16 protein-coding genes are annotated in these 19,251 nt (G+C 35.4%); 4 read left to right on the forward strand and 12 right to left on the reverse strand.

Annotated elements, in window-relative coordinates; all coding sequences use genetic code 11:
* Positions 1–7: 7 nt before the first annotated feature.
* Both GGR32_RS02460 and GGR32_RS02465 read right to left on the reverse strand, forming a co-directional pair.
* Positions 8–2,785 (reverse strand): 2-oxoglutarate dehydrogenase E1 component, encoded by a 2,778-nt coding sequence (locus GGR32_RS02460; protein WP_183476013.1) that lies wholly within the window; start codon positions 2,783–2,785, stop codon positions 8–10.
* A 113-nt stretch (positions 2,786–2,898) separates the two neighbouring features.
* Positions 2,899–3,873, reverse strand: coding sequence for a polyprenyl synthetase family protein (locus GGR32_RS02465; RefSeq protein ID WP_183476015.1), 975 nt, complete (start codon positions 3,871–3,873; stop codon positions 2,899–2,901).
* 136 nt (positions 3,874–4,009) lie between these two features.
* Between GGR32_RS02465 and GGR32_RS02470 the strand changes: the two genes are divergently transcribed.
* The 4 genes from GGR32_RS02470 to GGR32_RS02485 are packed head-to-tail and all read left to right on the forward strand — an operon-like array spanning position 4,010 to position 10,751.
* Positions 4,010–4,615 (forward strand): TetR/AcrR family transcriptional regulator, encoded by a 606-nt coding sequence (locus tag GGR32_RS02470; RefSeq protein ID WP_183476017.1) that lies wholly within the window; start codon positions 4,010–4,012, stop codon positions 4,613–4,615.
* Positions 4,612–5,952: a TolC family protein gene (locus GGR32_RS02475; protein ID WP_183476019.1), complete on the forward strand. Its 1,341-nt coding sequence runs from the start codon at positions 4,612–4,614 to the stop codon at positions 5,950–5,952. Before GGR32_RS02470 ends, GGR32_RS02475 begins: the two co-directional genes overlap by 4 nt.
* 42 nt (positions 5,953–5,994) lie before the next feature.
* Entirely contained in the window at positions 5,995–7,170 is a 1,176-nt protein-coding gene (locus GGR32_RS02480; RefSeq protein WP_183476021.1) for an efflux RND transporter periplasmic adaptor subunit, read from the forward strand.
* A 44-nt stretch (positions 7,171–7,214) separates the two neighbouring features.
* Positions 7,215–10,751: an efflux RND transporter permease subunit gene (locus tag GGR32_RS02485; RefSeq protein ID WP_183476023.1), complete on the forward strand. Its 3,537-nt coding sequence runs from the start codon at positions 7,215–7,217 to the stop codon at positions 10,749–10,751.
* A 316-nt stretch (positions 10,752–11,067) separates the two neighbouring features.
* Here GGR32_RS02485 and GGR32_RS02490 read toward each other — a convergent pair whose 3' ends face one another.
* The 10 genes from GGR32_RS02490 to sufB form a co-directional block, all read right to left on the reverse strand.
* A complete protein-coding gene (locus GGR32_RS02490) occupies positions 11,068–11,979 on the reverse strand; it encodes a DUF3078 domain-containing protein (protein WP_183476025.1) in 912 nt (303 codons plus the stop codon).
* A gap of 75 nt (positions 11,980–12,054) precedes the next feature.
* Positions 12,055–12,567, reverse strand: coding sequence for a DUF2480 family protein (locus tag GGR32_RS02495; RefSeq protein WP_183476027.1), 513 nt, complete (start codon positions 12,565–12,567; stop codon positions 12,055–12,057).
* Between the two features lie 3 nt (positions 12,568–12,570).
* The gene (locus GGR32_RS02500) at positions 12,571–12,897 is read right to left on the reverse strand and encodes an SUF system Fe-S cluster assembly protein (RefSeq protein ID WP_183476029.1); all 327 of its coding nucleotides are present in this window, start codon (positions 12,895–12,897) and stop codon (positions 12,571–12,573) included.
* 182 nt (positions 12,898–13,079) lie between these two features.
* A complete protein-coding gene (locus tag GGR32_RS02505; protein ID WP_183476031.1) occupies positions 13,080–13,499 on the reverse strand; it encodes a SufE family protein in 420 nt (139 codons plus the stop codon).
* 5 nt (positions 13,500–13,504) lie between these two features.
* Entirely contained in the window at positions 13,505–13,912 is a 408-nt protein-coding gene (locus GGR32_RS02510) for an META domain-containing protein (protein ID WP_183476033.1), read from the reverse strand.
* 37 nt (positions 13,913–13,949) lie between these two features.
* The gene (locus GGR32_RS02515; RefSeq protein WP_183476035.1) at positions 13,950–15,164 is read right to left on the reverse strand and encodes an aminotransferase class V-fold PLP-dependent enzyme; all 1,215 of its coding nucleotides are present in this window, start codon (positions 15,162–15,164) and stop codon (positions 13,950–13,952) included.
* A 9-nt stretch (positions 15,165–15,173) separates the two neighbouring features.
* Positions 15,174–16,490, reverse strand: coding sequence for a Fe-S cluster assembly protein SufD (sufD, locus tag GGR32_RS02520; protein ID WP_183476037.1), 1,317 nt, complete (start codon positions 16,488–16,490; stop codon positions 15,174–15,176).
* 84 nt (positions 16,491–16,574) lie between these two features.
* Entirely contained in the window at positions 16,575–17,330 is a 756-nt protein-coding gene (sufC, locus tag GGR32_RS02525; RefSeq protein ID WP_183476038.1) for a Fe-S cluster assembly ATPase SufC, read from the reverse strand.
* Between the two features lie 10 nt (positions 17,331–17,340).
* Complete coding sequence (locus GGR32_RS02530; RefSeq protein WP_183476040.1) at positions 17,341–17,754, reverse strand: hypothetical protein; 414 nt, start codon at positions 17,752–17,754, stop codon at positions 17,341–17,343.
* A gap of 18 nt (positions 17,755–17,772) precedes the next feature.
* Positions 17,773–19,221: a Fe-S cluster assembly protein SufB gene (gene sufB / locus GGR32_RS02535; protein ID WP_183476042.1), complete on the reverse strand. Its 1,449-nt coding sequence runs from the start codon at positions 19,219–19,221 to the stop codon at positions 17,773–17,775.
* Between the last annotated feature and the right edge of the window lie 30 nt (positions 19,222–19,251).

Consider the following 19,251-nt stretch of genomic DNA (forward strand, 5'->3'; position numbering starts at 1 on the left):
TAATGAATTATTTGTTATTAAAAACACTTTCTATGGTATTTTCGTGTCGTTTTTTAGATCGTGTTGCACTTCCTGCTGCTGGTGCGCTATAAAAATCTCTGCTACACACTCTAAAGTTTTTCGCTTCTTTTAAATGCAGTAACAAGTGAGCGTATGCTCCCATATTTCGAGGTTCTTCTTGCGCCCAAACAATATCTTTTGCTTGTTTATATTTAACAATCGTTTCTCTTATTTCTTTTTCTGGAAGTGGGAATAATTGTTCTATTCTTACCAAAGCAACATCATCTCTAGCATCTTTTTCTTTACGTTCTAATAAATCGTAATAAAATTTACCTGTACAGAATACTAAGGTTTTTATTTTTTCTGCTTTTGCTTGGCTATCATCGATAAGCATTTGGAAACTTCCGTTTACCAATTCTTCTTTTGTAGAAACCACTTTTGGATGACGCAATAAACTTTTTGGTGTAAAAACCACTAAAGGTTTTCTGAAATTAAGTTTCATTTGGCGACGTAATAAGTGATAGAAGTTTGCTGGTGTTGTACAATCTGCCACAAACATATTATTCCCTGCACATAGCTGTAAATAACGCTCCATTCTTGCTGAAGAGTGCTCTGCTCCCTGCCCTTCATATCCGTGAGGTAGCAACAACACAAGTCCGTTTTGTGTATTCCATTTATCTTCTCCCGCAGAAATATACTGGTCTATCATTATTTGAGCTCCGTTACTAAAGTCTCCAAATTGAGCTTCCCAGATGGTAAGTGACCTAGGGCTCGCCATAGCGTAACCATACTCAAAACCTACAACACCATATTCTGACAATAATGAGTTATAGACATAGTATTTGCCTTGATTTTCTTGTAGCTTGTTAAGTAGTACGATTTCTTCTTCGCTATCTTCTACTTTTACCACTGCATGACGATGCGAAAATGTTCCTCGTTCAACATCTTGACCACTTAAACGCACATCATGTCCTTCTGCCAATAGGGTTCCGTAAGCAAGGAGTTCTGCCATTCCCCAATCGAGTGCATTTTTCTCGAAATACATATTATGGCGACCTTCTATAAGCCTAGCGATTTTACGCAAGAATTTTTTATCCGATGGAAGTTGCGTAATTGTTTCTGCTATTTTATCTAATTCTTCTAATTTAAAAGATGTATCTACATTAGATAGCATTTCTGTTAAGCCACCATAGGTATATCCTCCCCATTCTTCTTGCATGATAGGAGTAATTACAGTGGTTTTTTCTTTTCTAGAAATTTCTAAATTTTCTTCTAATTCTTCTTTATAGGCTTTTTCTAATTTCTCTACTTCTCCTTTTTCTACTATTCCAACTTGTTCTAATTTTTCCACATAAATATCTCTAGGATTTTTATGTTTAGAAATAGCCTTATATAATTTTGGTTGGGTAAATCGAGGTTCATCTCCTTCGTTATGCCCATATTTTCTATATCCTAATAAATCTATAAACACATCGCTACCAAATTGCATGCGGTATTCAAGGGCAAATAACATGGCATGTACTACAGCTTCTACGTCGTCTGCGTTTACATGCAATACTGGCGACTGTGTAACTTTAGCTATATCTGTACAATAGGTAGATGTTCTTGCATCTAAATAATTTGTTGTAAAACCTATCTGGTTGTTAATTACTACATGAATAGTACCTTGGGTAGTATAGCCATCTAGACCTGCCATTTGCACTACTTCGTACACAAGCCCTTGTCCTGCAATGGCCGCATCTCCATGAACAACAATTGGCAATACATTTTTTGGGTTTGTTTTATGATGATCGTCTTGTTTTGCCCTGGTAATCCCTTGCACAACGGCTCCTACTGTTTCTAAGTGTGATGGGTTTGGTGCTATATTTAGGTTAATTTCTTTCCCTGATTTAGTTTTACGCAGAGATGTCCACCCTAAATGATATTTAACATCACCATCAAAAGCTTCTTCTTGGGCATAATCTTTCCCGTCAAACTCACTAAAGATATCTTTAGTGCTTTTCCCGAAAATATTTACAAGCGTATTTAGCCTCCCTCTATGAGCCATTCCCATAACAAACTCTTTAACTCCTTTTTCTGCTGCTTGATTAATCAAGGCGTCAAGTGCAGGAATAAGACTCTCGCCTCCTTCTAAAGAGAAACGTTTTTGCCCTACATATTTAGTATGCAAAAATGACTCGAAAGAAACGGCTTCATTAAGTTTTTCTAGAATGTTTTTTTTCTGATCAGCATTAAAATCAGGTTGGTTTTCATTGGTATTCAATTTGTTTTGAATCCACTTTACCACTTCCGGATTTCTAATATACATATATTCTACTCCGATGGCATCACAGTAGATATTTTCTAAATGTTTTATTATTCTTTCTAAACTAGCTTTTCCTAGCCCTAATAATTCTCCTGCATTATATTCTTTTTGCAGGTCTGCTTTTTCTAAGCCAAAATTTTCTATAGCTAATGTTGGGCTGTATTTTCTGCGCGCACGAACAGGATTTGTTTTGGTAAACAAGTGTCCTCGCGTGCGGTAAGCATCGATAAGCTCGACTACTTTAAGCTCGCTGTATACATGGTTTGGAAGTGAAACTTCTTCTCCTGTTTGAGGCTGTTTGAACACATAGTTTTCTTGGTCATCAATAAGCTCTTCTCCATATTGGGTACGTGCAAAATCGAAGCCTTGAAAGAAAGCACGCCAGCTAGGCTCTACGCTATCTGGGTACTGAAGGTATTGATCATAAACTTCTGCGAAATATGCAACATGTGCTGCATTAAGAAATGAAAATCTGTCCATAAGAGGAATCTACAGTTGTATTGTTTTTTGTTTAAACAATTCAAAAATACAACTTTTAAAACAATTTGCACTTTAGAAGCTTATTATTTTAATCTATTGCTCATAAACTTTTCTTAAACGTTTCTCGCCATAAGTATTTGCCCAAAGCTTCGTAATAAAATTTTACGGTCTGGAGCCAGGGTGATTTCGTCTAATTTTGCTAGCGCTTTATCTATATAGCTTTTTATTTCTTCTTCTGTACGTTCGGCAGCCCCGCTTTTTATAAATATTTGCTTTACCGCGTCAATCTTCTGTTGTGGGTCTGATGGCGCTAAACTGTACAAGTGCTTAAGCTGCGCTGCTTCATCTTTTCCTGCTTGCTTTAATGCATTTAGGTAAAGGTATGTTTTTTTGTTTTCTATAATATCTCCACCTACTTGTTTTCCAAAAACTTTAGGATCTCCAAAAACATCTAAAAAATCATCTTGCAATTGAAAAGCAATACCAAGATAGCAACCAAAATCAAATATTTTTTGTTTATCCTCTACAGAAGCCCCTGCTACAATCGCACCCATTTCTAGGGCTGCGCCTATCAGCACAGCGGTTTTACTTCTTATCATATTTATGTACTGCGAGATACCTACCTCTTCCTGGGTTTCAAAATCTATATCGTATTGTTGCCCTTCACATACAGTAACAGCTGTTTTACTAAAAAGCTTTGCCAACTCTCTAAAGGTTTCTCCTTTATAGTTTTCAAAAAATTGATATGCTCTAATCAGCATTGCATCGCCAGACAAAATAGCCGTGTTCAAGTTCCACTTTTCATGTACGGTAACTTTTCCTCTTCGTAAAGGCGCATCATCCATAATATCATCATGCATTAATGAAAAGTTATGAAAAAACTCTACCGCCAGTGCTGCATCTAAGGCGTGTTTATACGAAACCCCAAAAGCCTCTGCTCCCAACAATGTTAAAACCGGACGCAAACGCTTGCCACCCATTTGTAGGATATAGTTTATAGGATCGTAGAGATTACCTGGCTGCTCTACTATGCTTTTCTCTGATAAATAAGCTAAAAATTCTTCTCTATAAAAAGAAATATCTTCCATGCTGCAAAGTATAAAAGGGCGAAAATACTATAATTACTCTAAAAACAAGTAGTATTTTAAGGAATAAATAATTTGGTAAAAAAACTCAGGAAACTTTTTTAGTTGTGAAAGTTTCCTTCTTATATTTGTCATATCTATGAAGCAAGAAATTCTAAACCAAGCTACTGAATTATTCCTCGAATTAGGCTTTAAAAGCGTAACCATGGATGATATTGCCGAAAAACTAGGCATCTCAAAAAAAACCATCTACACCTATTATAGCACAAAAAATAAACTCATAAAAAGCAGTACTGAACTTATTATTGCTGAAATTTTCGAGAAAACAGATACTATAATTGCCAAAAACCTCAACCCAATAGAGGAGATATTAGAAATACATGAGTATATACTTACCTATTTAAAGGAAGAAAAAAACTCTGTACAATATCAATTAAAAAAATATTACCCTAATATAGATAAATCGGTAAACGAGCATAAAAGAACACGCATGAACTTATGCGTAATCAATAATTTGAATCGGGGCATAGCATTAGGTTATTACCGAAAAAACTTAAAAACAGACATTATTTATCGCTTTTACTTCACCCAAATAGAAGGCATTAGAAATGACGATTTTTTTACCATAGAAGAATATGGCATCCCAGAACTTGTACATACTTTTTTAGACTACCACATACGAGGAATAGCCACCAAAAAAGGCCTTACATACATAAACAACTTACAAAAACAGATTATTTCATGAAACAGCACATTCTAATTGTTTTATTTCTCTCCGCATTTAATTGGATAAATGCACAAGAAAACAATTATAACTTTAGTCTGGAAGAAGCCATAAATTTTGCTCTAGAAAATAACCGAACGGCACAAAACGCCGCTAGAGATATTGAAGCAGCAAAAAAACAAAAATGGGAAACCACCGCAACAGGCTTACCGCAACTTAACGCCACCATAGATTACCAAAACTTTCTAAAACAACAAGTATCTTTAATTCCTGCAGCAGCATTTGGCGGACCAGAAGGAGAGTTTGAAGAACTTACCTTTGGGACAAAACAAAACATCAATGCCACAGCTACAATTTCACAACTCTTGTTTGACGGCTCTTACCTTGTTGGTTTACAATCTGCAAAAGTATACCTGCAAATATCCAAACAAGCAAAAATAAAAACAGACTTAGAAGTAAGAAAAACCGTAATCGATGCTTATGGCAATGTACTTATCGCAGAAGAAAGTATAAGTATTCTTAATCGAAATATAAAAGTACTTCAAGATAACCTCAATGAAACTACCAAAATCTACGAAAACGGTCTAGAAGAAGAAGAAAGCGTAGAACAACTCCGTATTACACTTTCTAGTGTAGAAAGCAATTTAAGAAACACGCAACGCTTAAAAACACTTGCCTATCAAATGCTAAACATCACTTTAGGAATCGATATTAATACAGCAACTACACTAACAGATAATCTAGAAACGCTAACCGCACAAAACATAGTACCCACACTATTAGATAGCGAAGAAAATATAGAAAACACCATAGATTACCAAATAGCTAAAAACGATATGGTCTCTAAAGAGCTTCTCGTAAAACTAGAAAAAAGCAAAGCCTTACCAAGCCTTAATGCTTTTTTAAATGGCGGCTACGCAGCTTTCGGAGATAGTTTTACATTTTTAGATAATAACCAACGCTGGTTTGGCTCATCGCTTTTAGGGGTTAGCCTAAACATCCCCATATTTAGTTCGGGAATGCGGGGAGCATCTACCCAAAGAGCCAAAATAAACCTCGAAAAAGCAAAAACCGATTTATTGGAAACACAACAACAACTAAAATTACAAATTGCCAATGCAAAGAGTGAATATCAATTTGCGATTGAAGAGTACCATAACAAAAAAGAAAACTTAAGCCTTGCCGAACGTATAGAGAAAAAAAATCAAACCAAGTTTTTTGAAGGTATAGGCTCTAGCTTTGAACTTCGCCAGGCGCAAACCCAACTTTACAGTGCTCAGCAAGAATTTTTACAAACAATGCTAAACGTAATCAACACCAAAGCAACGCTAGAAACTATTCTAAACAACGTAAACTAACTTATACCATTTAAGACAAGAACCTAATTACAAGCTTACACCATGAAAAATATAACACTAGCTCTACTTACCACAATATTATTAGTCTCCTGCGGAGGAGAAAAAAAGAAAAACGCACTAGAGAACGTTTTAAGTTCAGGCGACATCGATCTTATGCGTAAAAAACGTACCGAACTTGTTAACACACAACAAAAAACGCTAGAAGACCTCCACTTAATAGATGCCGCTATTGCAAAAATAGATACCGTAAAAAAAGTTCCGCTTATCACTACTTTAACTGCTAAAGCAACCAAATTTACACACTACATAGAAGTACAAGGAAATGTTACCACAAAAAACCTATTGGTAATTTATCCTGAATACAACGGAATTTTAACACACGTATATGTAAAAGAAGGACAATCGGTAAAAAAAGGACAGCTATTGGCTAAAATAGACGATGGCGGTTTAAGCCAGCAATTAGCGCAAATAAAAATTGAGGCCAACTTAGCCGAAACTACCTATGCGCGCCAAAAACGTTTATGGAATCAAAACATTGGAAGCGAGATTCAGTACCTACAAGCAAAATCTACCTATGAAGCACGTAGCAAAGCAGTAAAACAATTAGAACAGCAAATTAATAAAACTACCGTAAAAGCACCTTTTTCAGGAACTATAGATAACATCATCACAGAGCAAGGTAGCGTTGTAGCCGCAGGACAAACTCCCCTAATACGTATTGTAAACTTAAACGATATGTATATAGAAACCGATGTACCCGAACGCTACCTAACAAGCGTTACCAAAGGTAAACAAGTAAATGTAGAGCTTCCTGTTTTAAACAAAACAGTAACTACAAAAATAAGACAAGCAGGCGATTACATAAATCCAGACAATCGTACATTTAGAATAGAGGTAGCTATCCCTAATAAAGAAAAGGATATTAAACCCAACCTAACAGCAAAACTAAAAATTAACGATTACATAAACCCCAAAGCCATTTTAGTTCCTCAAAGCATTATCTCAGAAAACGCAGAAGGCCAGCAATACCTTTACTTAGTTAAAAACAAAAAAGAAAACAACGAAGGCATTGCCACCAAAACAATTATAAAAACCGGAAAAACACAAGGCGATTATATTGAAATTTTAGAAGGAATCTCTGATGGTGATGAAATTATCAATGAAGGAGCAAGAAGCGTAAAAAACAAACAAACCGTAAAAGTAATAGGAATAAAATAACCTTATTGCTATAAGGAATATAACTTCAGACAAGATCCCTATTTATGGAAAAACAACAAAAAAGTACAGAGAAAGAGTTTCCAATTTCTTCGTGGGCAATAAATAACAAAACAACCATTTATGTGCTCATCCTAATTATTTTTTATTTAGGAATATCGGCATTTTTCGATATGCCCAGAGAAAGCTTTCCAGAGGTAAACGAAACAAAAATATACGTAAGCACTGTTTACCCAGGAAACACCGCCGAAGATATTGAAAAACTTATTACCGACCCTCTAGAAGACCGCCTAAAAACGGTAAGCAATGTAGTCGAAATAACCTCTACTTCTAGTGAAGACTATGCAATAATTATTGTTGAGTTTGATGAAAATATAGAGGTAGATGCCGCCAAGCAAAAAGTAAAAGATGAAATAGACACCGAAACCTCTAGCGAAGATTGGCCAACCTTTAATGGAGCAAAAGTAGAACCCGATGTATTTGAGCTAACCATCTCGGAGGAAATGCCCATCTTAAACATCAATATCGCCGGAGATTACCCTATAGAAAAGCTAAAAGAATATGGCGAATACCTTCAAGATGAAATTGAAGACTTGATGGAAATTAAAGAAGTAGCCATACGTGGAGCACAAGAAAAAGAAGTAGAAGTAGCCGTAGACATCTATAAAATGATGGCCGCAAAAGTTACTTTTAACGATGTTATTAATAGCATTAATGGCGGAAACACCACCATGTCTGCAGGGAACATTGTTACCAGTGGGCAACGCCGAACCATTAGAATTCTAGGGGAAATAGAAAACCCACAAGACCTCAACAATTTTGTAGTAAAATCTGAAGGAGGCCATCCCATCTACCTAAAAGATATTGCTCAAGTTACATTTAAAGAAGAAGACAAAACTACTTACGCCAGAGAATTCGGTCACTCGGTAGTCATGCTCGATGTAAAAAAACGTGCAGGAAAAAACATGGTAGAAGCTGCCGAAAAAATCCAAGAAATTGTAAAAGAAACCAAAGCAAACATCTTCCCCCAAGATTTAGAAATAAGCATAACCAACGACCAATCATCGGTAACCATTGGACAAGTAGACGACCTTGTAAACAACATTATTTTCAGTGTCCTGCTAGTAGTTACGGTACTTATGTTTTTCTTAGGCTTTAAAAATGCCATTTTTGTAGGTTTTGCAATCCCTATGTCTATTTTCATGTCGCTTATGATTTCAAATGCCGTAGGCTATACCTTAAATACTATGGTATTATTTGGACTCATCATGGGACTTGGAATGCTTGTAGATAACGGAATTGTAGTAGTAGAAAACGTTTACCGCTTAATGGATGAAGAAGGCATGAGCCGAAAAGAAGCGGCAAAAAAAGGAATTGGAGAAATTGCTTTCCCTATCATTATTTCTACAGCAACTACCGTAGCCGCCTTTATGCCACTAGGCTTTTGGCCTGGAATTATGGGAGAGTTCATGATGATTTTACCCATTACACTCTCATTTGTATTAGGCTCATCGCTATTTGTAGCCATATTCTTCAACTCTGTGCTTGTAGCCAACTTTATGAGTACCGAAGATAAAAACATGCCGCTAAAACATATTATCGCACTTACCGCTATTATGGGTGTTATTGGGCTGTTAGTATTTTTTACAGGAAACGAGTATCGCGGTCTAGGTACACTCATGATTTTTACTGCTGGAATGCTCTGGATTTACAGAATTTTCCTACGCCGATGGGCAAATTACTTCCAAGCAAACACCCTTGTAAAACTAGAAAACTGGTATGAAAAACGCTTACGAAATGCCTTATCTGGTAAGAAACCTTATATTTTAAGCATAGGAACCTTTGTTTTACTTATTATTTCTTTTATGGTATTTGGCATGTCGCTTAGCTCTCAACGTACCAAAGTAGAGTTTTTTCCAGACAACAAACCTAATCAGATTATTGTATATATCGAATATCCTGAAGGCACCGATATAGAGAAAACCAATGCCATTACTAAAGAAATTGAACAACGCGTATATAAAGTATTAAACAGCAAACAATACAAAGACGGCGATTACAATTTTATGGTAGAAAGTGCTGTTTCTCAAGTAGGAGAAGGAGCAGGAAACCCACAAACCGATGGGGGTTCTTCGGCAGAAATGCCACATAAAGCAAAAATTACCGCCTCTATGCGCGAATATAAATACCGTAGAGGAGAAGATAGCGAATTGCTAAGGCAAAAAGTACAAGAAGCGCTTGTAGGTATCTATCCAGGGGTACTTATCTCTGTAGAAAAAGATGCTGCAGGACCCCCTGCAGGATCGCCAATTAATATAGAAATAGAAGGCGCCGACTATAATGAACTTATTAGTACCGCCGAAAAAATGCGCGACTTCATCAATACAAAAAACATCCCCGGAATAGATGAGCTAAAAATAGATGTTAATAAAAATAAGCCTTCTATGCGTGTAATTATTGATAGAGAAAAAGCGGGAGAACTAGGTATTAGCGCAGCACAAGTAGGGCAACAACTCCGAAACTCTATTTTTGGTGCTAAAGCAGGTATTTATAAAGAAGACGGGGACGATTATGATATCTATGTACGTTTTAACGAAGAAAACCGCTACAATACCAGCGCTTTGTTTAACCAGTATATTACTTTTAGAGATAATACAGGGAAAATTAAGGAAATCCCCGTATCGAGTATTACCAAGTACGAAAACACTTCTGGATTTAACGCCATTAAACACAAAAACACCAAGCGTATTGCTACAATTTATTCTGCTTTAGCCCCTGGACATACCGATGCTGGGGCTGTAGTTAGTCACATCCAAAACGAGATGAAATCTTTCGAAGGCATGCCAGAAGGTATTAAAGTAGATTATACAGGGCAAATTGAAGAACAAAATAAACAAATGACCTTTCTTGTTTCTGCCTTTTTTATTGGGTTAGGGCTTATTTTCTTTATCTTAATTTTTCAATTTAACTCCATTTCTAAACCGGCTATTATTATGCTTGCTATTTTCCTAAGCTTTATTGGAGTTTTTGGAGGAATAATTATCACTGGAAGCGCTTTTGTGATTATGATGACCATGGTAGGGATAATTTCTCTTGCCGGAATTGTAGTAAACAACGGGGTTGTATTATTAGATTACGGGCAGTTATTAATAGACCGCAGAAAAGAAGAATTAGGATTAAACGAAGACGAATATCTAGAAACTAAAGATCTTTATGAATGTGTTGTAAAAGCAGGTAAGGCGCGTTTACGCCCTGTACTCCTTACTGCTATAACTACAATTTTAGGACTTATACCACTCGCTATAGGACTTAACATTAACTTTTTCACCCTTTTTAATGATTTTGACGGAAATGTGTATTTTGGAGGAGATAACGTAATTTTCTGGGGCCCTCTAGCATGGACGGTAATTTATGGACTATTTGTTGCTACATTCCTAACCTTAATTATTGTGCCTAGTTTATTTTTCTTATCTATAAAATTAAAAATGTGGTTAAAGAAAAAATTAAAATCAGAAAACACAACAGCTTTGGTTGTTACCGAAGAAAAAATTAATGATAACTTAGAACCAAACGAAGCTTCATAAACAACAAGCTTCAAAAAAGTAAAAACAGCAATCTTTACCATGAAGATTGCTGTTTTTTTTTATGGGGTTATCCCTTCTATTTCTTCTAAAAATTCTCTTGATAAAACATCTAAAAAAAACGGGGATTAATTTCCGTAAAAACCACTTCTAGTTTACAACCCATATATCAGGTTTATTATTAAAGTAAATAATTCATAAAGCTAGTAATAAAAAAACAGCAGTAACCATAAAGTTACTGCTGTTTAAGTTGTGTAAATTTCAATCTTAAGAAACCTTATATAATAAAGTACCCGATTAAAATTAGATTCTTACCTTATTATAGAGCATAATTAAACCCTACGCCTAACACTTCTCTAACCTGAAATCCTGAAACAGCATTATCATCATATATTGTTTGGAAGATAAAATTAGCCGATAAGTGCTTATTAACTTTCATATTTAAGTTCATAGTGTAGTTTAAATCTATATTCTGAGGCTTATCTAAGTAATTAGAATATAAAGCTAACATGTTTTCCATGCTTACGTTATCTGCTAATTTAAATTTGTAATATCCGCTTACAGATGCACCAAATTCAAAACGGAAAGTTTCTCCTTTATCTATTCCAAAATAATCACCATCTACATAAGGATCTCCTGTAAGCACATTGTTCTCTCCCGTAAATCTATCCGAAACAAAAATCATACGTGCAGTTGCTGGAGAAACATTTACTTTTAGGTTTTCGCTATCTTTCCAAAGCATACCTGGACCAAACTGTAAGTATCCTGGAGACATAAACTCGGTATATTTTTTTCTGCCATCTGGATATGTATCATCATACTCGTATCCTTGTGCAAATTGCGTTCTGAAGTTCAAGAAGAAAGAGTAAGACCATTTTGTTTCTTTATTTAATTTATAGCCCACTACAGAGTTCAGTTCTAAACGGTCGTTAGTTTTTCGAGACCAATCTTCATCTTTAATTTTTGTCATCCCATAATCTCCTAAAAACTTGTTATCCCACGTAAGTCTTCCTTTAGAATAATTCAAGTCGTAGCTTATGGAAATATTCCCAGCATAATTTGAGCTTCCACCGCCTTGCCATTCTGCATTAAATGCTGCCTGGTTAAATAACACTTGAAAAGTTCCTGAGCCTTTCCAGCCTTCTTTTTTTTCTGTTTTTCCTTTGTCTTCTTGAGCAAACAAAAATCCTGCTTGCACTGTTAACACTACCGCTAGTAATAATTTTCTCATAGTATATTGATGATTAAAAATTTCTTGTAAAAATAATTATTTATAAAAGTTATAGTTTAAGGTTTTTAGTAAAATTTAAGTTTTTCTTTTTTTATATAAAGGTACAGAAGAACAAGCCTCGCCAAACATAAGGCTTTTTACCACTGGCTGTAATTTCTGTACAATGGCTACATAAGCACTTTCTGGCACGGGTTTATTAGCACAGCCTTTTATAATAACGGGGAGGTCTTTATATTCATTGACAGGTAATTTCTCTATAAGCTGGTTATAGAGTATGGTATCTATATCTGAAAGCTCTCCTAAGATAACTTGGGTGGCATAAGGCTGCAACTTGGTAGTAACTAACATATATGCCCAAGATGGTATTATTGCGTCTGTACTGCAATGTAGCGCAACGTAAGCTCCAGAATAAGCTTCCCAATTATGCGCTTCTACTGCGGCTCTAAACTTTTTTTCTTGAAGTACAATGCCTTCTAAAAGCCAATCTTTAATGTCTATTTGCTTTCGTTCTCCCGATGGGTATAAATCTTCTAGGTCGAAGGTTTTTAGCTTACTATTAGCAACTCTATTTACAATTTCTTTTTCCATAGCTTAGAGCATTCCTAATGCAAGTTTGGCTTCCTCGCTCATTAAATCTTGAGACCAAGGTGGATCGAAGGTTAATTCTAAATCAACATCATTAATCATCTCTATCATTTTTACCTTTTCTTGTACCTCTTGCGGAAGGCTTTCTGCAACAGGGCAGTTTGGTGTGGTGAGCGTCATTAAGATTTTAACATCGCGATCTTCATTTACAAAAACATCATAAATTAGTCCTAGTTCATAAATATCTACAGGGATTTCTGGGTCGTAAATGGTTTTTAGTACGCGAACAATTTTTTCACCTAATTCATTTACATCTATATCGTTTTCTGCCATTTTGTTTCGTTTATGGGGTTTGTATAAAAGTGTATTTCTATCTAACCAAAAGTAGAAGTAATACAACCTTTGCAAAGTTAATTAATTCTAAAATAGTATAGAAAAATAATAATTCCAACCTTTTTTGATAAAGATTGGAATTACCTTGTTTTAAAAATTGTGTATTTCTGAGAATTGTAAAATCAGCCTTTTGCTTGAAAGGCTAATGCATACATCTTTAATTGTTTTAGCATACTTAGCAAACCATTTGCTCTGGTTGGAGAAAGGTGTTCTTTTAGCCCTATCTCATCTATAAATGCGGTATTCGCCTCTATAATTGCTGCTGGAGTTTGATTGGAATATACCCGAATTAAAATGGCAATTATACCCTTGGTGATAATCGCATCAGAATCTGCAGTAAAAACCACTTTCCCTTCCTGCATTTCTGCATGTACCCAAACTTTACTTTGGCAGCCTTTTATGATATATTCGTCAGTTTTATATTGCTCGTTTATAAGTGGTAACGATTTTCCTAACTCTATCATATACTCATAGCGTTGCATCCAGTCATCAAACAGGGCAAATTCATCTATAATTTCTTCTTGTATGGCTGTAATTGTCAAGACGCTTATTTTTTCTGAAGTTGTGCTTTAATGAGTGTTTTTCCTTCTGTAGTATTTAAAAGTAGGACTTCGCCATCAAACATATAATTAGAAACGGCTGTCATGGCTTCTATAAAACTGCGTTCTATCTCCATCTGATCTTTACAATACATTCTTGTTAGTCCTAATTTATCGGCATCAAAGGTATTGTTTTCTCCTAATGTTAAAGCTCCTGCATAACTATTACATGCACTTTTACCGCTTAGTTTTGTTTTGGTCTCGTCTATTACAATGCTAACATTAAATGTGGTTACATCTTGTGTTTCTACATTAGTTACGTTGTAAGTTCCTTCAACCAAATCTTTAGATGGGCTTGTGTTTTGGCAAGCCATAAGGCTAAATGTTACTGTAAGAAAAAGAATTATTTTTTTCATCTATTTTTTTATTTTTTTAGTTCTATCGATTTACTTTTTAAGCTAACATAATTTTAGCCCGTTTTACCGCTTTTACAAGGTCGTCTATTTCTTCTTTTGTATTATAAAAGGAGAACGAAGCACGTACGGTACCTGGTATTTTGTAGTAATCCATAATGGGTTGTGCGCAATGATGTCCTGTTCTAACAGCTATACCTAATTTATCTACGATAGTACCTATATCATACGGATGCAAGCCTTCTATATTAAACGAAATAACGGCTGTTTTTTCAGGAGCGGTTCCATAAATTTTTAAGCCCTCTATTTTTAATAACTCTTGAGTAGCATATTGCAGTAATTCGTCTTCATACTGTGCTATTTCATCAAAACCTATTTCGTGTAGATATTCTATAGCACGACCAAAAGCAATCCCTCCGCATATATTTGGCGTTCCTGCTTCAAACTTATGTGGTAAACCTGCGTAAGTTGTTTTCTCGAAGGTTACTTGGTCTATCATTTCTCCTCCACCTTGGTACGGAGGCAATTTTTCTAAGCTGGCTTTTTTTCCATACAAAACACCTACTCCTGTAGGTCCGCACATTTTATGAGCAGAAACCACATAATAATCTACATCTAGCGCTTGTACATCTGCCTGAATATGTGGTGCTGCCTGTGCTCCATCTATCAAGACTTCTGCATTATATGTATGGGCAAGCTCTATTATTTCTTTAATAGGATTTATTGTACCTAAAGCATTAGAAACATGGTTTACAAAAACTAATTTTGTATTCTCCGAAACTAGATTTTTGTAAGCAGCATAATCTAACTCTCCGGCATCGGTCATTGGGATAACCTTTAGTTTTGCGCCTGTTTTCTCACAAAGCATTTGCCACGGCACAATATTAGAGTGATGCTCTAAGGCTGAAACAATTACTTCATCACCTTTATTTAAAAGCGAAACATAACCATTAGCTACTAGGTTTATACCGTGTGTTGTTCCGGAGGTAAAAATAATTTCTTCGCGATGTTTTGCATTAAAATGGCGACAGATTACATCTCGGGCATATTCATAAGCATCGGTAGCTTCTTGCGAAAGCGTATGTACCCCACGGTGTATGTTTGCATTGTAATGTTGGTAATAATTTACAATACAATCTATAACCTGTGTTGGTGTTTGCGAGGTTGCAGCATTATCAAAATACACTAAAGGATGCCCATTTACTTTACGTGAAAGAATAGGAAAATCTGCTCTAATTTTTGCAATATCTAACATAAGAATATCTTATAAATCAAACCCTAAATCTACATTAAGCTTTTTTGCTATAAGTAAGTTAATGCGTTTTTTTAGTTCGGGTATTTTTACACTTTCTAATACATTATTAGCAAAAGCATACATAAGTAACGCTTTTCCTTCTTTTTCTGGTATTCCTCTGGATTTAAGATAGAATAAAGCCTCTTCATCTAACTGACCAATAGTACAACCATGGCTACAGCGTACATCGTCTGCAAAAATTTCAAGTTGAGGTTTTGAGTTGATCGTTGCCTTATCGTCTACTAAAATGTTATTATTGCTTTGATAGGCATTTATTTTCTGAGCAACTTTTTCTACGTAAACTTTACCATTAAATACACCTACTGATTTATCATCATAAATTCCTTTATAATCCTGATGACTCTCACAATTTGGCTGTGCGTGATGTACTAATGTATTATGATCTACATGTTGCTTCCCTTCTATAATAGTTACTCCTTTTAGGGTAGAGTCTATATATTCTCCCTTTTGGTAGAAGTTTAAATTGTTACGCGTAAGCTTTCCTCCTAAAGAGAAGGTATGTACGGCACAATTACTTTCTTGCTGTTGTTCTATAAAGGTATTGTCTATTAAAGACGCGGAAGCCTTATCGTTTTGTATTTTATAATAATCTACCATCGCTCGTTTTTCGGCAAAAATCTCGGTTACCGAATTGGTAAGCACCGGATTTTCGGTTAAGCTTTGGTGACGCTCTATAATTTGCACATGCGAGTTTTCTTCTACCACAACTAAGTTTCGTGGTTGTATCAATAAAGCCGACTCATTTCCTGTAGAGAAATTTAAAATCTGTATCGGCTTATCTACCATCACATTTTTGGGAATATAAATAAAAGCCCCTTCTTTAGAAAAAGCAGTATTAAGTGCATTTAGGCTAGAGTCTTTAGGTGCTATTTTATTAAAATAGTTATCTATTATTGGCTTATACTGTGTTTTGGTCAAAGCCGAAGACATTAAACATGCATGAAATTTATCGTGAGTGGTTTGCGATAAATGCGAAGCATAAATTCCGTCTACAAATACAATGGTATAGGTATCTATATCGTGTATAAAGTATTTTTTTACTTCTTTGTATTCTAAGGCTTCCTCTTTTTTAGGAAAGATGCTATAGTCTTCTTTTAAAAGGCTATTAAGTGATGTGTACTTCCAAGCTTCATCTTTTTTGGTAGGAAAACCTTTCGCTTCAAAAAGCTTAAGTGCTTCGTTACGTAATTTATGTACATCATTATTTACATCTACCTGATCTTCAAACACGAAGAAAGAAGATAATAATTTATCTTTTAAACTCATAATATATTTCGTTTCTCGATAAAACAGGGAGTGATTATTTCCCTATAATTTAAACTATGATACTGAATTGGATTGTGTTATTAATTAATCGTTTACGGCTTCTTTTTTCAACCAATCGTATCCTTGCTCTTCTAATTTCAAAGCAAGTTCTTTTGTACCTGACTTTACAATTTTCCCGTTTAATAAAACGTGTACAAAATCGGGTTCTATATAATTAAGTAAGCGTTGGTAATGGGTAATTACCAGTACGGCATTATCTTTATTTCTTAATTTGTTAACTCCGTTAGAAACTACGCGTAAAGCATCGATATCTAGCCCAGAATCTGTCTCATCTAAAATTGCCAATTTAGGTTCTAACATGGCCATTTGGAAAATTTCGTTACGTTTCTTTTCTCCTCCAGAAAAACCTTCGTTTAAAGAGCGTGATAAAAATTTACGATCCATCTCTAACAGCTCAGATTTTTCTCTAATTTTTTTCAACATTTCGCTAGCTGGCATTTCTTCTAAGCCTTTTGCTTTACGTGTCTCGTTTATGGCGGTTTTCATAAAGTTAGTTACCGTAACTCCTGGAATTTCTACAGGGTATTGAAATGATAAGAAAATCCCTTTATGCGCTCGTTCATCTGCTTCAAGCTCTGAGATTTCTTCATTTTCTAAAATTATTTCACCATCGGTTACTTCAAAATCTTCTTTTCCTGCAATAACAGAGGCTAATGTACTTTTCCCTGATCCGTTTGGTCCCATAATAGCATGAACTTCGCCAGGGTTAATTTCTAGGTTTATTCCTTTTAAAATTTCCTTATCTTCTACACTTGCGTGTAAATTTTTTATCTTTAACATAGTACTTTGCTTATTTTTCAGGCTGTTTTGCCTCTAACTTTATTAGGTTTGTCTCTTCTGGTTTAGAAACGTTTAATATTTCTTTTATTTCTAGCACCTCATCCCAACCTTCTTCTAGATTGGGTTTTATAACGCCTCTTACAATTACGGGTATCATATCGTAATCATCTTTTTTAAAGGGTGCTACTTTTTTGGATAACTTCATTACCATAGAGTCTAAAACAACACCATAGATAAAGTCGTCTCCTTTTAATACAGCTGCATCTGCCATATAAAGAAATTCTCCTTTTAGGATTTGTGTTTTTTCTTTTTCGTTGGCTATAGCGGACTTCGCTTCTTTTTGAGCTTCGGTAGTTTTGGTTTCGTTTTTACAGGCAGTTAATACTGCTGAAAAAACCATTAAGGTAACAAGTATTTTTTTCATAAAAACATTTTTGTTTAATTAACCTACAGAACCTTCTAACGAAATTTCTAAGAGTTTTTGCGCCTCTACAGCAAACTCCATAGGTAGTTTATTGAGTACTTCTTTACTAAATCCGTTTACGATAAGCGCTATTGCTTTTTCTGTATCAATTCCGCGTTGGTTACAGTAAAATATTTGGTCTTCTCCAATTTTACTTGTAGTAGCTTCGTGTTCTACTTGAGCGGTTTTATTTTTTGCCTCGATATACGGAAATGTGTGCGCCCCACACTGATTTCCCATTAATAAGGAATCGCACTGTGAAAAATTACGGGCATTTTCTGCTCTTGAATTAATTTGAACTAAACCTCGGTATGAGTTCTGAGATTTGCCCGCAGAAATTCCTTTAGAGATAATTGTACTTCTTGTATTTTTCCCTAAATGAATCATTTTGGTTCCGGTATCGGCTTGTTGGTAATTATTGGTTACGGCAATAGAGTAAAATTCTCCAATAGAATGATCTCCTTTTAGCACGCAACTTGGGTATTTCCAAGTTACGGCACTTCCCGTTTCTACTTGTGTCCAACTTATTTTTGCATTTTTCTCACACAGCCCTCGTTTGGTCACAAAGTTAAATACCCCTCCTTTACCTTCGGCATTTCCTGGGTACCAGTTTTGTACCGTGCTGTATTTTATTTCGGCATCATCTAACGCGATAAGCTCTACTACGGCTGCGTGTAATTGGTTTTCATCGCGCATAGGCGCTGTACAACCTTCTAAATAGCTTACATAGCTACCTTCGTCTGCCACTACCAGTGTACGCTCAAACTGCCCTGTTCCTGCTTGGTTAATTCTAAAATAGGTAGAAAGTTCCATAGGGCAACGTACTCCTTTAGGTATATAACAGAATGACCCGTCACTGAAAACTGCCGAGTTTAATGCTGCATAGAAATTATCTTTTTGTGGAACAACACTTCCTATGTATTTTTTTACAAGTTCCGGGTGTTTCTGGATAGCTTCAGAAATAGAGCAAAAAATAATTCCTTTTTCTGCTAAGGTTTCTTTAAAAGTTGTAGCTACCGATACGGAATCCATCACCACATCTACGGCAACCCCAGCTAATTTTTTTTGTTCATCTAGCGATATTCCTAACTTACTAAAGGTGTCTAACAGCTCTGGATCTACCTCATCTAAACTTTCGTATTTAGGTTTTTTATTGGGTGCCGAGTAATACGAAATATCCTGAAAATTAGGCTTTTCATAATTTACATTTGCCCAATCTGGCTCTTCCATAGCTTGCCAAATACGAAAGGCTTCTAAGCGCCATTCGGTCATCCACTCGGGTTCTTCTTTCTTTTTAGAGATTGCTCGAACAATATCTTCATTCAAACCAACAGGAAAGGTATCGGATTCTATATCGGTATAAAATCCATACTCATATTCTTTGGTTTCCAACTCTTTTTTTAAATCGTCTTCCGTAAACTTATTCATAGTATCAATAAAAATCGTTAAAAACTCAAG

Source organism: Mesonia hippocampi (assembly GCF_014197445.1).
Lineage (GTDB): Bacteria > Bacteroidota > Bacteroidia > Flavobacteriales > Flavobacteriaceae > Mesonia > Mesonia hippocampi.

What these genes read in the sequence shown, in the direction of transcription:
- GGR32_RS02495 (WP_183476027.1), bottom strand. Translation starts at nt 12,567, where the DNA reads ATGGAAAAAGAAATTGTAAATAGAGTTGCTAATAGTAAGCTAAAAACC.
- GGR32_RS02530 (WP_183476040.1), bottom strand. Translation starts at nt 17,754, where the DNA reads ATGAAAAAAATACTTGTTACCTTAATGGTTTTTTCAGCAGTATTAACT.
- GGR32_RS02490 (WP_183476025.1), bottom strand. Translation starts at nt 11,979, where the DNA reads ATGAGAAAATTATTACTAGCGGTAGTGTTAACAGTGCAAGCAGGATTT.
- GGR32_RS02480 (WP_183476021.1), top strand. Translation starts at nt 5,995, where the DNA reads ATGAAAAATATAACACTAGCTCTACTTACCACAATATTATTAGTCTCC.
- sufD (WP_183476037.1), bottom strand. Translation starts at nt 16,490, where the DNA reads ATGAGTTTAAAAGATAAATTATTATCTTCTTTCTTCGTGTTTGAAGAT.
- sufB (WP_183476042.1), bottom strand. Translation starts at nt 19,221, where the DNA reads ATGAATAAGTTTACGGAAGACGATTTAAAAAAAGAGTTGGAAACCAAA.
- GGR32_RS02510 (WP_183476033.1), bottom strand. Translation starts at nt 13,912, where the DNA reads ATGAAAAAAATAATTCTTTTTCTTACAGTAACATTTAGCCTTATGGCT.
- GGR32_RS02465 (WP_183476015.1), bottom strand. Translation starts at nt 3,873, where the DNA reads ATGGAAGATATTTCTTTTTATAGAGAAGAATTTTTAGCTTATTTATCA.
- GGR32_RS02460 (WP_183476013.1), bottom strand. Translation starts at nt 2,785, where the DNA reads ATGGACAGATTTTCATTTCTTAATGCAGCACATGTTGCATATTTCGCA.
- GGR32_RS02470 (WP_183476017.1), top strand. Translation starts at nt 4,010, where the DNA reads ATGAAGCAAGAAATTCTAAACCAAGCTACTGAATTATTCCTCGAATTA.
- GGR32_RS02500 (WP_183476029.1), bottom strand. Translation starts at nt 12,897, where the DNA reads ATGGCAGAAAACGATATAGATGTAAATGAATTAGGTGAAAAAATTGTT.
- GGR32_RS02515 (WP_183476035.1), bottom strand. Translation starts at nt 15,164, where the DNA reads ATGTTAGATATTGCAAAAATTAGAGCAGATTTTCCTATTCTTTCACGT.
- GGR32_RS02485 (WP_183476023.1), top strand. Translation starts at nt 7,215, where the DNA reads ATGGAAAAACAACAAAAAAGTACAGAGAAAGAGTTTCCAATTTCTTCG.
- GGR32_RS02475 (WP_183476019.1), top strand. Translation starts at nt 4,612, where the DNA reads ATGAAACAGCACATTCTAATTGTTTTATTTCTCTCCGCATTTAATTGG.
- sufC (WP_183476038.1), bottom strand. Translation starts at nt 17,330, where the DNA reads ATGTTAAAGATAAAAAATTTACACGCAAGTGTAGAAGATAAGGAAATT.